Genomic DNA, 13039 nt, shown 5'->3' with positions numbered 1-13039 from the left:
TCGCCGTAAACCGGATGTGCGGATCAGTCGGAGGAGTCATAGGAATCAAACGCATGGTGGGGGATCGGCACCGAACCGTTCCGGAGCCGGGACTTCGGCCATGCCCAGCGGGTAACGTCGGGGCGTGCCCGCCGACCCACTGCACCGCGCCGGAAACCCACAGCGCAGCACGACGAGCCAGCCGCCCGGCGGCTCGGGGGCGAGCGCGATCGAGGTCCGCAGGAGCGCCCGGCGCCGCCGGACGGTCTCCGCGTACCGCGAGGGCGATCGCACCGTCGTACTGATCCCCGCCCGGATGTCGAAGGCGGAGGAACAGCGCTGGATCACCGTCATGCTCGACAAACTCGCCGCCCAGGAGAGCAGACGGAAGCTGGGGGACGCCGAGCTGGGCGAGCGCGCCGAGCGGCTCTCGGACCAGTACTTCGCAGGCCGGGCGCGCCCCGCCTCCGTGCGCTGGGTCACCAACCAGAACACCCGCTGGGGTTCGTGCACCCCGGCCGAGGGCAGTATCCGGCTCTCGCACCGGCTGCAGGGCATGCCCGACTACGTCATCGACTACGTCCTCTGCCATGAGCTGGCCCATCTGCTGGTCCCCGGTCACGGGCCCGACTTCTGGCGGCTGCTGGAGGCCTACCCGCGCACCGAGCGGGCCCGGGGCTACCTCGAAGGGGTCGTCGCCGCCGAGCGGCTGCCGCATGTGCCGGGGGCGCGCGCGGAATGAACCGCGCGTCCGTCCGCCTCCGGGCGCGGTTGTGTACCGGGTGTGTACCGGCTGCGTGCGATGTCGGACTTTGCCGTTAGCCTGGCGCGACGCACTCACACTCGGGATGGGGGACGGTCGTTACGCATGGCCAGGGACTTCCAACGCGGCCACAAGGCCAGGATCAGTGACCTCACGGCGGGCACGGATCTGTACGTAGGCGTGCAGATCTCCGCCCCCGGGCTCACCTTCGACATCAGCTGCTTCGGCCTGGACGCCGACGAGCGCCTCTCGGACGACCGGTACTTCGTCTTCTTCAACCAGCCGAAGTCCCCGGAGGAGTCCATCCAGCTGCTGGGCGGCCAGGCGGGCGACACGGAGTCGTTCCGGGTCACGCTGGACCGGATCCCCTCGCAGATCCGCAAGCTGTCCTTCACCGCGACCCTCGACGGCGCCGGACAGATGTCCCAGATCGCCCCCGGGTACCTGCGCATCGTGGCGGGCGGCGAGGAGATCGCGCGGTATTCCTTCAGCGGCGCGGAGTTCTCCACCGAGCGGGCCGTGATGCTCGGTGACTTCTACTTCAAGGACGGCTGGCGGTTCGCCGCGGTCGGGCAGGGCTTCGACGGCGGCCTGGAGGCGCTGCTGAAGAACTTCGGCGGCGAGGTGCTGGAGGAGGAGGCGCCTGCCGCCCCGCAGCAGCCGCAGACCGGCGCCGCCCCCGGCTTCGCCCCGCCCGCCCAGGGCACGGCCCCACCGTCGTTCGCCGCGCCCAGCGCCCCCGCTCCCGCGCCTGCTCCGGCCCCGCAGCCCGCCGCCCAGGGCTTCGCCCCGCCGCCCGGCGGCACCCCGCCGCAGGGCTTCACCCCGCCCGGCCAGACGCCGCCCCCCGCGGGGAACGTACACGGCGCTCCGACGGTCATCGCCCCGCTCGCCCCGCCCGCCGGCGGCACCGTCCCGCCCCCGGCCCCGGCCCCCGCGCCGTACGGCCACCCGCAGCAGCAGCCGGCGTACGGCCAGCCGCCGCAGCCGTCCTACGGCGGCCAGCCCACCGCGTCCATGCCCCCGGGCTACGGCCAGCAGCCGCCCTCCTACGGCGGTCAGCCCACCGCGCCCATGCCGCAGGGCTACGGCCAGATCCCCGGCCAGCAGCCCGCCGGCTACGGAGTGCCGCAGGGCGCCCCGCAGGGCGGCGCCGGTGTGACGGCCGCGCTGCAGGCGTTCAAGGAGACGCCGACCGGGCAGCGCTGGACGCAGCAGAACAAGAAGCTCATCCGTGTCGACCTCGGCATCGGCGGCCAGCCGGTGCTGGCGCGGCAGGGCAGCATGGTGCTGTACCAGGGCAAGGTCGACTTCGGCTACAAGGGCGCCGGTTTCGCCGGGCGGATCGTCGGCAGCGCCACCGGCCAGGAGATGCAGCTGATGCGCTGCACCGGCCAGGGCCAGGTGTTCCTCGCCGAGAACTCCACCCATCTGCACCCCGTCGAGCTGCAGGGCGACGCGATCTGCGTCTCCGCGGAGAACGTCCTCGCCTTCGACGAGGGCCTGCAGTACGAGGTCCGCCGCATCGAGGGCCACGGCATCCCCGGCGGCGCGCTGTTCACCATGCAGTTCCAGGGCACCGGCACGATCGTCGTCAAGACGCACGGCACGCCCGTGGTCCTGCCGGTCACACCGACCACGTTCGCCGACTGCAACGCCGTCGTCGCCTGGTCGGCCGCCTCCCAGGTGATCGTCTCCAGCCAGGTCCGGATGCGCCGCAACGCCTACCCGGGCGACACCGGCGAGAGCGTCAACCTCCAGTTCCGGGGCGCGCCCGGCAACTTCATCGTCGTCCAGCCGTACGAGGTCTAAAGGGAGCCCGTCATGAACCAGCCGCTCGCGGGCTACGCCCCCGCACCCGTCACCGCCCGCATGGAGAACCACGGCAATCACATGCTGAAGGTCGCCATGCAGACCGGAAACGACCTCCTCGCGCGCGTGGGCTCGATGGTCGCCTACGAGGGGTTCATCCAGTACGAGCCCAACCCGCCGGCCGTGCGCCAGATCGCCCGCGACTGGATCACCGGCGAGGGCGCGCCCCTGATGAAGTGCTCCGGCGACGGACTGCTCTACCTCGCCGACTACGGCGCGAACGTCGTCGTGATCAACCTCAACGGCGACGGCATCTCCGTCAACGCCACCAACCTGCTCGCCTTCGACGCGCATCTGACGTGGGGCGTCGAGCGGGTCAAGGGGCTCGCGAAGTTCGCCGGGCAGGGGCTGTGGAACACGAAGATCTCCGGACAGGGCTGGGTGGCGCTGACCTCCCGGGGCAAGCCGATCGTCGTCGACTGCGGCGGCGGCGAGGACGAGACGTACGTCGACCCGGACGCGCTCGTCGCCTGGTCGCCGAACCTGCGGGTGAAGGGCAAGCGCAGCTTCAAGGCGCAGTCGCTGATCGGCCGGGGCAGCGGAGAGGCCTACCAGATGGCGTTCTCCGGCCAGGGCATCGTCGTCGTCCAGCCCAGCGAGGACAGCACCGACCGCATCCGGGTCCGGGGCTGAGGGGGAGTCAGAAAGCCATGCAGAGCCCGCTTTTCGCGCACAACGACCTGCAGACCCAGGAGCGCTGGAGTCTGCAGAACTCGCAGCTGCTCCGGGTCGTCCTGGAAGGCCACGACGACATTCTCGCCCGCAAGGGCACCATGGTCGCCTACCAGGGCCTCGTCGAGTTCGACGCCGAGTACCGCAGCAACAACCAGGCACGCGCGCGTGCGTACACCGGCGAGGGCCTGGACCTGATGCGCTGCCACGGGCAGGGCACGGTGTACCTCGCCAACCTCGCCCAGCACGTGCACATCATGGACGTCGAGCAGGACGGGCTGACCGTCGACAGCTCCTACGTCCTCGCCATGGACTCCTCGCTGCACCACGAGGTCATCGCCGTCGACAGCCTCTACGGCATCTCCGGCTCCGGGAAGTACCAGCTGAACATCACCGGGCGCGGCAGGGTCGCCCTGATGACCTCGGGCGCGCCGCTGCTGATGCAGGTCACACCCGACAAGTACGTCAACTGCGACGCGGACGCGATCGTCGCCTGGTCCACCGGGCTGCGCGTGCAGATGCAGGCGCAGACGCACTCCTCCGGGGTGTGGCGCCGGCGCGGGAACACCGGTGAGGGCTGGGAGCTGAGCTTCATGGGGTCCGGGTTCGCGCTGGTCCAGCCCAGTGAGCTGATGCCGCCGCAGAACGCGGCGATCGGCCAGGGCCTCGCCGCCCAGTTCGGCATGGGACAGCACGGCGCGCGGGCGCAGAACCAGGGGAACGTCTGGAGCTGAGGACGAGGTGCGGGGTGACCGCCGGGCGGTCACCCCGCATCCGTTCACAGCCGGGCGCGTGTCGCTTCCAGCAGCCGCACGACCGATGCGTCGGCCACGTCCCCCACCTCGTCGTAGCCGAACCAGCGCAGGTCGAGCGACTCGTCGCTGATCGCCTCGACGGCGCCGGCCGGAGCGAGCGCCGCGTACTGGACGTCGAGGTGCCAGGCGCAGGGCGTGCGGTGCCGGTCCAGACGCACCGGGCTGCTGTGCAGCAGGCGCAGCGAGGAGATGCCGGACTCCTCCGTGGCCTCGCGGAGCGCGGCATCCGCGAGCGTGCTGTCGCTCTGCTCGCAGTGCCCGCCCATCTGAAGCCACATGCGCAGTTTCTTGTGGAGCGTGAGCAGGACCTGCTCACGCTCCGGGTCGATCACCAGGGCGCTCGCCGTGATGTGCCCGTCGGTGCAGCTCTTCCACATCCCGCCGGGGTGAGCGCCCAGGTGGTCCAGATAGGCCTGACGAAGATCGTGCTGGGTCTCGTAGGTCTCCAGCACCCGGACCGCGTCGCAGTGCAGAGTCACTCGGAGTCGTCGTCCTTTTCCGGCTTGCTGGCGGAGCCGTCCGCGGCCTCGCCCAGCATCTTGTCCAGCTCGGAGAAGTCCAGCTGCTCGCGGTGCACGAAGCCGTCCGGGTCGTCCAGGTCGGTCGCCGTCGGCAGCATGTCCGGGTGGGCCCACAGGCCGTCCCGGCCGTCGACCCCGCGCGCGTCCGTGAGCGAGGCCCACAGGCGGGAGGCGTCGCGCAGCCGGCGCGGGCGCAGCTCCAGGCCGATCAGCGTGGCGAACGTCTGCTCCGCGGGGCCGCCGGTGGCACGGCGGCGGCGCAGGGTCTCGCGCAGGGCGTCGGCGGACGACAGACGCGGCTTCGCGGCCGCGTGGACCACCGCGTCCACCCAGCCCTCGACCAGGGCCAGAGCGGTCTCCAGACGGGCCAGGGCGGCCTTCTGCTCCGGCGTGTCCTCCGGCTGGAACATGCCCTGCTGCAGGGCGTCCTGCAGCTGCTCGGGGTTCTGCGGGTCGAACTGGCCGACCACGTCCTCCAGCTTGGCGGTGTCGACCTTGATGCCGCGCGCGTACCCGTCGACCGCCCCGAACAGGTGCGAGCGCAGCCACGGCACATGCGCGAACAGACGCTGGTGGGCCGCCTCGCGCAGGGCCAGGTAGAGCCGCACCTCCTCCTGCGGCACGCCGAGGTCCTTGCCGAAGGCCTCCACGTTGGCCGGGAGCAGCGCGGCCCTGCCGGCCGGGCCCAGCGGCAGGCCGATGTCGGTGGAGCCGACGACCTCGCCCGCGAGCACACCGACGGCCTGCCCGATCTGCGTGCCGAACATGGCGCCGCCCATCGAACGCATCATGCCGATCAGCGGGCCCGCCATGGCCTGCATCTCCTCCGGCAGGACGTCGCCCATGGCCGCGCCGACGCGCTCGGCGACCGGGTCGACCAGCTCCTGCCAGGCGGGCAGGGTGGCCTCCACCCACTCCGCGCGGGACCAGGCCACCGCCGAGGCCGAGCCCGAGGGCAGGGACGTCGCGTCGTCCAGCCACAGGTCGGCCAGGCGGACGGCCTCCTCGACCGCCTTGCGCTCGGCCTGGCCCACGCTCTGGTCCTTGGTGCCGTCCGGGGTGCCCTGGGCGACCGTCTGGCGGGCGATCTGCTTGGCCATGTCCCAGTTCACCGGGCCGCCCTCGTACGAGAGCATCTGGCCCAGCTGCTGGAACGCGGCGCCCAGGTCGGTGGGGTTCAGGGACCCGAACATGGCTGCGAGCGGATTGTCAGCACCAGGGCCGCCAAAGCCCCCGGCTCCGGGCAGGCCGCCGAAGCCGAACGGGTTGGCCGGTCCCTGCCCACCACCGCTCTGCTGGTCCTTCTTCTTGCCCTCGTCGCCGTCTTCCGGCTCCTCCGGCGGAAGGCCGAAACCGAATGGGGTGTCACTCACGGGATTCCTCGGCTGGTAAGGCCACCGGTTTCGCTCCGGCGGCGCGGCTGCCCGACAACACCACCCAGCGTAGACACCCGGACCCGATCGGGCCTCGGTGCTTCGCCCACGGAAGGCCTGCGGCAGGATGGATGCACCTGGTACGTACGCGTCAGTCGCGCTCGTACTGAAGACAACCGCTGGAGACGCCCGGTGAGTTCCCCAGATCCACAGGTTCGCGCAGCGCGAAACCCCTCAACCCCTTCCGCCGTCCGCGGCCCCGTCGTCGCGGTCACCGGCGCCGCCGGCGGCGTCGGCGCCCTGCTCACCGAGCGGCTCGCCGCCTCCGAGGAGATCAAGCAGGTCATCGCCATCGACGAGCGGCGCGGGGAGTGCGCCGCCGCCGTGTGGCACATCCTCGACGTGCGCGACCCCGCCATCGCGGACAAGCTGCGGGGCGCCGACGTGGTCGTCCACCTCGCGCTCGACCTCGATCTGGAGACCGATCCGGCGGCGCGCACCGCTTACAACGTCCGGGGGACACAGACCGTCCTGACGGCCGCCGCGGCGGCTGGCGTGCACCGGGTCGTGCTGTGCACCTCGGCCATGGTCTACGGCGCGCTGCCGGACAACGAGCTGCCCCTGTCGGAGGACGCCGAGCTGCGTGCGACCGCCGAGGCCACGGGCGTGGGGGACCTGCTGGAGATCGAGCGGCTGGCGCGGCGGGCGCCGCGGGCGCATCCGGGCTTGAACGTCACCGTCGTACGGCCCGCGGTGCTGGTCGGGGGCACGGACACGGCGCTGACCCGGTACTTCGAGTCGCCGCGGCTGCTCGTCGTCGCCGGGTCGCGGCCCGCCTGGCAGTTCTGCCACGTCGAGGACCTGTGCGGCGCTCTGGAGTACGCCGTCCTGGAGAAGGTCGACGGGGAACTGGCCGTCGGCTGCGACGGGTGGCTGGAGCAGGAGGAGGTCGAGGAGCTCAGCGGGATCCGGCGGATGGAGCTGCCGTCGGCGGTCGCGCTGGGCGCGGCGGCCCGGCTGCACCGGATCGGGCTCACGCCGTCCCCGGCGGGGGACCTGGCGTACACGATGTACCCCTGGGTGGTCAGCGGGAGCCGGTTGCACGACGCCGGGTGGCGGCCGCGGTGGACCAACGAGGAGGTCCTCGCGGAGCTGCTGGAGGAGGTCTCCGGACGGCACACGGTCGCCGGGCGGCGGCTCGGGCGCAAGGACGCCACGGCCGCGGGTGCCGCGGGAGCCACGGTGGCCCTGCTGGGCGCCGCCGCGGTGGTCCGGCGGGCCCGCAAGGCCCGGCGGCGCCTGTGAGGGGCGCCCGGGGCGCAGGAGTGCGGGGCCGCGTCGTACAAGCATCCAAGACGCCCCCCGCGCGTGCCTGGTGAATCTCGTATTTCCCCGTGTCACGGGGGTGCGGCACGATGGGAGGCATGGCACACGCGAACGAGCACCCCGGTGAGCAGGCGGCGCAGGATCCCATCAAGCTGATCGGCGTCCGGGAGACCGCGCTCTCCGTGGACGAGGTCTTCCAGGCCGTCGGGGACGACGCGGCCGGGGGTGTCGCGCTGTTCGTGGGGACCGTGCGCAACCACGACGGGGGCACCGACGTGGACGCCCTCGGGTACTCCTGCCACCCCAGTGCCGAGGCCGAGATGCGGCGGATCGCCGAGAAGGTCGTGGCCGAGTATCCGGTGCGGGCGCTGGCCGCCGTGCACCGCGTGGGGGACCTGCGGGTCGGAGATCTCGCCGTCGTGGTCGGCGTGGCCTGTCCGCACCGGGCCGAGGCCTTCGACGCCTGCCGCAAGCTGATCGACGACCTCAAGCACGAGGTGCCCATCTGGAAGCACCAGACGTTCTCCGATGGGACGGAAGAGTGGGTCGGCGCCTGCTGACGTGCGTCACTCGGGGCATCTGCGCCCCCCAGGTTGCGTAACCGGCCCCCTCGCGTGAGCGTTGTCAGTGCGGATGGTTAATCTGCTGATCAGTCAGTTGCGGACGCTCACGGCGTTGGGAGGCCGGCATGGGGGCGCTTGTCTGGCTGCTGATTCCGCTCGTGGCCGGGATCGGTGGCGGCCTGTGGGGCAGTTGGGCCAACCGCACCCGCAAGGTGCGCGGTGACGGCCCCGAACTGGACGGCTACGCCCGGTTCCGCGAGGCCATGGAGAAGTCCCACACGGGAGCCGGCGGCGCCTGACGGGGGTGCCCTGACGGCCCGCTGACACAGCCGTCCCGTACTGTCGTGGCATGCCACGCCGCACCGCGACGATGCTCGCCTCCACCCTGATGCTGATCGCGCTCCTGTGCGCGGGAGTGCTCATCCCCGTGCCGTACTCGGAGATGTCTCCCGGCCCGACCGTGAACACGCTGGGGGACCACGACGGCGAGCCGGTGCTGCAGATCACCGGGCACCGGACGTACCGCACCGACGGCCACCTGAACATGACGACGGTCCGGGTGACCAGCGCGGACTTCCGGATGAACCTGGTGGAGGCGGTCTACGGCTGGCTGGCGCGCGACAGCAAGATCGTGCCGCACGACACGCTCTACCCGGACGGCAAGACCGAGGAGCAGTCCACCCAGGAGAACGCCGAGGAGTTCAGCCAGTCCCAGGAGAGCGCCAAGGTCGCCGCCCTGAAGGAGCTGGGCGTTCCCGTGAAGTCCTGGGTGATCGTCTCCACCGTCGTCAAGGGCTCGCCGGCCGAGGGCAGGCTGCACGCCGGTGACGTGATCAAGGCCGTCGACGGTACGGCCGTGAAGCAGCCCTCCGACGTCGCCAAGCTCGTCACCAGGCACAAGCCCGGGCAGAAGGTCGTGTTCACCGTCGTCCCCGTCAAGGAGCAGGCGGCCGCCGAGAAGGCGCACCGGACGGCGACGAAGACCCAGGACGTCACGATCACCACGGCCACCTCCGACGACAGCGGCGCCAAGCGGGCCATCGTCGGGATCTCCGCCGGGACCGACCACACCTTCCCGTTCACCATCGACATCAAGCTCGCCGACGTCGGCGGGCCGAGCGCCGGCCTGATGTTCGCCCTCGGCATCTACGACAAGCTGACCCCGGGCAGCCTGACCGGCGGCAAGTTCGTCGCCGGCACCGGCACCATCGACGACAACGGCACCGTCGGGCCGATCGGCGGCATCGACATGAAGACCGTCGGCGCGCGCGACAAGGGCGCCCAGTACTTCCTGACCCCGGCCGACAACTGCGCGGCCGCCGCCAAGGACACCCCGAGCGGGCTCAGGCTGGTGAAGGTCAAGACGATCGGGGACGCGCTCGACGCGCTCAAGGACATCCGCAGCGGGAACACCGGGGCGCTGCCCACCTGCGCCAAGAGCTGAGCCGGTCATGACACGGCTGGGGGCGCCCCCCGACGCAGGGGCGCCCCCATCGCCGTACCGCGCCGGGCGGGATCAGTCCGCGAACGTCGCCGCCAGGGCCTCCGCCAGTCCGGGCACCAGGTCCGGGCCCGTCAGGACCTCCGTCGGGGAGTCCTTCTCGCGCAGTCGCAGAGCCGACTCACGGCCCCCGTCGCGCAGCACCGCGACGGTCATCCGCACCTCCTGACGCTCGGGGTGCTCGGCCACCCACTTGGCCAGCTTCGCCTCGCTGAGGTTCTTCGGGACCTGCGCCTCGGCGGACGGCGGCAGCATCAGGCGCTCCACCGACAGCGCGCAGCCGGTCACGGCGTCGGGCCAGGCGATGGTGCCGAGGAATTCGTCCAGCGGCTTGCCGGACGGGATCTCGTCCTGCTCGATCGGGGTGAGACCGGTGGGGGCGGACGCGTCCTCAAGGCCCAGCTGGGCCGCCAGCGCGGGTTCCTGGGTCCGCAGCCGTGCGGTGTCGACAAGGGCGAAGAGGCGGGCGGGCTGGTCCCAGCCGAGGCCGGAGACGTACTCGTCGATCTCGAGTACGGCCCGGGTGAGCGGGCTCGCCGCCATGGGAGTGTTGGACATGGTCACAATCCTGCCTCGTTCCTCACCGGAATCGGGAACCGAGCAGCGCGTGAGTAAGTTGCATAGGTGTTGGCCCGCGATCACGGGGGGCAACCGAGGGTCCGCGAACACGAGGGCCTGACGGATCGACAGCGACTTCGAGGTGCGCACCTTGGCTTTCCAGATGCCGGACCGCGGCGGAGGCCCGACGGGACCACGGATCAGAGCGGGCCGCCCGTCCCGGCGGGCGAGGACCCTGCTCATGACACTGGGCGTCCTGGCCGTGCTCGGCATGGCGTTCACCATGTTCGCGGGCTTCTGGACGGACTGGCTGTGGTACCGGTCGGTGCACTACTCGTCCGTGTTCACGACCACGCTCTGGACCAAGATCGGCCTCTTCTTCGTCTTCGGTCTGCTGATGGCGGTCGCGGTGGGGGTCAACATCTGGCTGGCGCACCGGCTGCGCCCCCCGCTGAGTGCCATGTCCATGGAGCAGCAGAGCCTCGACCGCTACCGGATGGGCGTCGCGCCGTACAAGAAGTGGCTGCTGCTCGCCGTCACCGCGCTCGTCGGGCTGATCGCCGGCGCCTCCGCGGCCGGCCAGTGGCGGACCTGGCTGCTGTGGGTCAACGGCGTGCCCTTCCACCAGAAGGACCCCCAGTTCCACCTCGACGTCTCCTTCTACACCTTCGACCTGCCCTGGTACCGCTTCCTGCTCGGCTTCGGCTTCGCCACCGCCATCCTGTGCCTGATCGCCGCCGCGCTCACGCACTACCTGTACGGCGGGCTGCGCGTCACCAGCCCCGGCGCACGCGCCACCGCCGCCGCGACCGGACATCTGTCGGTGCTGCTCGGCGTCTTCGTCGCCCTGAAGGCGGTCGCCTACTGGCTCGACCGGTACGGCCTGGCCGTCAAGTCCAGCGACTTCAAGGCCACCGATGACTGGGCCGGCCTGCGCTACGTCGACGCCAACGCCTATCTCCCGGCGAAGACGATCCTCTTCTGCATCGCCGTCATCTGCGCGCTGCTCTTCTTCGCCACGCTGTGGCGGCGCACCTGGCAGCTGCCGGTCATCGGCTTCGGCCTGATGGTCCTCTCGGCGATCCTGATCGGCGGGCTGTACCCGGCGATCGTGCAGAAGTTCCAGGTCCAGCCCAACGAGCAGGCCAAGGAAGCCCCGTACGTCCAGAAGAACCTCAAGGCGACCCGCGAGGCGTACGGCATCGACGCCACCAAGGTCAGCGAGTACCCGGGCAAGTCCAGCACCCCGGACAAGTCCACGCTGCGCGCCAAGGTCGGTGACGCCGCCAGCATCCGCATCATGGACCCGAACGTCGTCTCGCCGACGTTCCAGCAGCTCCAGCAGATCCGCAACTACTACGGCTTCCCCACCAACCTCGACGTCGACCGGTACCCCACCAAGGACGGCAAGGACCAGGACACGGTCATCGGCCTGCGCGAGCTGAACCTGGACGGCGTCCCGAAGAACAACTGGATCAACGACCACTTCCGCTACACGCACGGCTACGGCGTGGTCGCCGCCAAGGGCACCGAGGCCGCCGACGGCCAGCCGGTCTTCACCGAGAAGGACCTGCCGTCCAAGGGCGACCTGCCCCGGTACGACCAGCGCATCTACTACGGCGAGAAGACCACCACCTACTCCATCGTCGGCGGACCCCAGAAGGAGGTCGACTACTCCGACGACAAGGGGGAGAAGACCACCAGCTACACCGGAAAGAGCGGGGTCAACCTCGACAACCCGCTCAACCGGGCCGCGTACGCGGTGGCGTTCAACGAGCCGCAGATCCTCTACTCGGGCGCGATCGGCAAGGGCTCGCGGATCCTGTACAACCGCACGCCCAAGGAGCGCGTCGAGGCGGTCGCCCCCTGGCTGACCATCGACGGCGACGCCTACCCGGCCGTCGTCAACGGCCGTATCCAGTGGATCGTCGACGCGTACACGACGTCGAACGGCTACCCGTACTCCTCCCGTACGACCCTCGGTGACACCACGGCCGACTCGCTGACCGCCACCAACAACTCGCGCACCGTGGTGGCCCAGCAGAACCAGGTCAACTACATCCGCAACTCGGTGAAGGCGACCGTCGACGCGTACACCGGCGACGTCAAGCTGTACCAGTGGGACACCCAGGACCCGGTGCTGAAGACCTGGATGAGGGCCTTCCCCGGTACGGTGCAGCCGCGCACCGCCATCTCCGCGGACCTGATGGCCCATCTGCGCTATCCGCAGGACCTGTTCAAGGTCCAGCGCGAGCTGCTCACGCGGTACCACGTGACGGACGCGCAGACGTTCCTCACCGGCAGCGAGGTCTGGCAGGTCCCCGACGACCCGGCCAACGACTCGGGCAGCGCGGTGCCGCCGTACTACCTGAGCATGAAGATGCCCGACCAGAGCCAGGAGGCGTTCTCGCTGACGTCGACGTACACGCCGAACGGGCGGGACAACCTCAGCGCGTTCATGGCCGTCGACTCCGATCCGCGCACCAGTGACTACGGCAGGATCAGAGTGCTGAAGCTGCCGACCAGCACCACGGTCGACGGACCCAAACAGGTGCAGAGCAAGTTCAATTCCGAATCGGACATCGCCGAGACCATCAGCCTGCTCAGCCGCGGGCACTCGAAGGTCGAGTACGGCAATCTGCTGACGGTGCCGCTCGACGACGGACTGCTGTACGTGGAGCCGGTCTACGTCCGCGGCGGTTCGCTGAAGTACCCGTTGCTGAGGAAGGTTCTGGTCACCTACGGCGGCAAGACCGCCTTCAAGGACACCCTGGACGAGGCCCTCGACGCCGTGTTCGGGGTGGCCGGTTCGACCACCCCACCGGACACCGGCACCACCAACCCGCCCACGTCCGCCAACCCGAACGTCCAGCAGGCCCTCGACGAAGCCCAGAAGGCCTACGACGCCGGGCAGAAGGCCCTGCAGAAGGCGGACGGGCCGGACTGGACCGCGTACGACAAGGCCCAGAAGGACCTGAAGGACGCACTGAAGCGGGCACAGGAGGCGGAGGCCAAGGCCGGCCGGTCCGGCAGTGGCAAGAACGGCGGCGACAAGAACGGCGACGGCAAGAACGGCGGCGGGACCAAGAGTTGATC

The 13039-nt window shown here is 70.7% G+C and carries 12 protein-coding genes; 9 read left to right on the top strand and 3 right to left on the bottom strand.

Translation table 11 applies throughout. From position 1 onward, the window contains the following. Positions 1-124 precede the first annotated feature (124 nt). From IO33_RS0111735 to IO33_RS0111720, 4 genes are all read left to right on the top strand, one after another. Complete coding sequence (locus tag IO33_RS0111735; protein WP_031163435.1) at positions 125-721, top strand: M48 metallopeptidase family protein; 597 nt, start codon at positions 125-127, stop codon at positions 719-721. 126 nt (positions 722-847) lie between these two features. After that, on the top strand, positions 848-2554 hold the full coding sequence (locus tag IO33_RS0111730) for a TerD family protein (protein ID WP_031163433.1): 1707 nt from the start codon (positions 848-850) through the stop codon (positions 2552-2554). 12 nt (positions 2555-2566) lie between these two features. Next, on the top strand, positions 2567-3247 hold the full coding sequence (locus tag IO33_RS0111725; RefSeq protein ID WP_031163430.1) for an AIM24 family protein: 681 nt from the start codon (positions 2567-2569) through the stop codon (positions 3245-3247). Positions 3248-3264: 17 nt separating this feature from the next. Next, positions 3265-4020, top strand: a complete 756-nt coding sequence (locus IO33_RS0111720) for an AIM24 family protein (RefSeq protein ID WP_031163428.1) — start codon at positions 3265-3267, stop codon at positions 4018-4020. 44 nt (positions 4021-4064) lie between these two features. On the opposite strand, the gene IO33_RS0111715 is transcribed toward IO33_RS0111720, so the two are convergent. Next, complete coding sequence (locus IO33_RS0111715; protein ID WP_031163426.1) at positions 4065-4580, bottom strand: NUDIX hydrolase; 516 nt, start codon at positions 4578-4580, stop codon at positions 4065-4067. After that, positions 4577-5995 (bottom strand): zinc-dependent metalloprotease, encoded by a 1419-nt coding sequence (locus IO33_RS0111710; RefSeq protein ID WP_031163423.1) that lies wholly within the window; start codon positions 5993-5995, stop codon positions 4577-4579. Before IO33_RS0111710 ends, IO33_RS0111715 begins: the two co-directional genes overlap by 4 nt. A gap of 192 nt (positions 5996-6187) precedes the next feature. On the opposite strand from IO33_RS0111710, the gene IO33_RS0111705 reads away from it, so the two are divergent. From IO33_RS0111705 to IO33_RS0111690, 4 genes are all read left to right on the top strand, one after another. Continuing rightward, a complete protein-coding gene (locus IO33_RS0111705) occupies positions 6188-7300 on the top strand; it encodes an SDR family oxidoreductase (protein ID WP_031163421.1) in 1113 nt (370 codons plus the stop codon). 119 nt (positions 7301-7419) lie between these two features. Then, positions 7420-7881 carry a molybdenum cofactor biosynthesis protein MoaE gene (locus IO33_RS0111700; protein WP_031163418.1) on the top strand — a complete coding sequence of 154 codons (462 nt, stop codon included), beginning with the start codon at positions 7420-7422 and terminating at the stop codon, positions 7879-7881. 128 nt (positions 7882-8009) lie between these two features. Continuing rightward, a complete protein-coding gene (locus tag IO33_RS51120) occupies positions 8010-8183 on the top strand; it encodes a hypothetical protein (RefSeq protein WP_167349445.1) in 174 nt (57 codons plus the stop codon). A 50-nt stretch (positions 8184-8233) separates the two neighbouring features. After that, positions 8234-9328, top strand: coding sequence for a YlbL family protein (locus tag IO33_RS0111690; protein ID WP_031163416.1), 1095 nt, complete (start codon positions 8234-8236; stop codon positions 9326-9328). A gap of 72 nt (positions 9329-9400) precedes the next feature. Here the strand turns inward: IO33_RS0111690 and IO33_RS0111685 are convergent, their stop codons facing one another. Continuing rightward, on the bottom strand, positions 9401-9943 hold the full coding sequence (locus tag IO33_RS0111685; protein WP_031163414.1) for a PPA1309 family protein: 543 nt from the start codon (positions 9941-9943) through the stop codon (positions 9401-9403). Positions 9944-10106: 163 nt separating this feature from the next. On the opposite strand from IO33_RS0111685, the gene IO33_RS0111680 reads away from it, so the two are divergent. Continuing rightward, positions 10107-13037 (top strand): UPF0182 family membrane protein, encoded by a 2931-nt coding sequence (locus tag IO33_RS0111680; protein ID WP_107069303.1) that lies wholly within the window; start codon positions 10107-10109, stop codon positions 13035-13037. Positions 13038-13039: the final 2 nt, after the last annotated feature.

Origin of the sequence: Streptomyces durhamensis, from assembly GCF_000725475.1 — a bacterium.
Lineage (GTDB): Bacteria > Actinomycetota > Actinomycetes > Streptomycetales > Streptomycetaceae > Streptomyces > Streptomyces filipinensis.
Note: the sequence above shows the minus strand (reverse complement) of the source record. Positions and strands in the feature narration are given on the sequence as shown.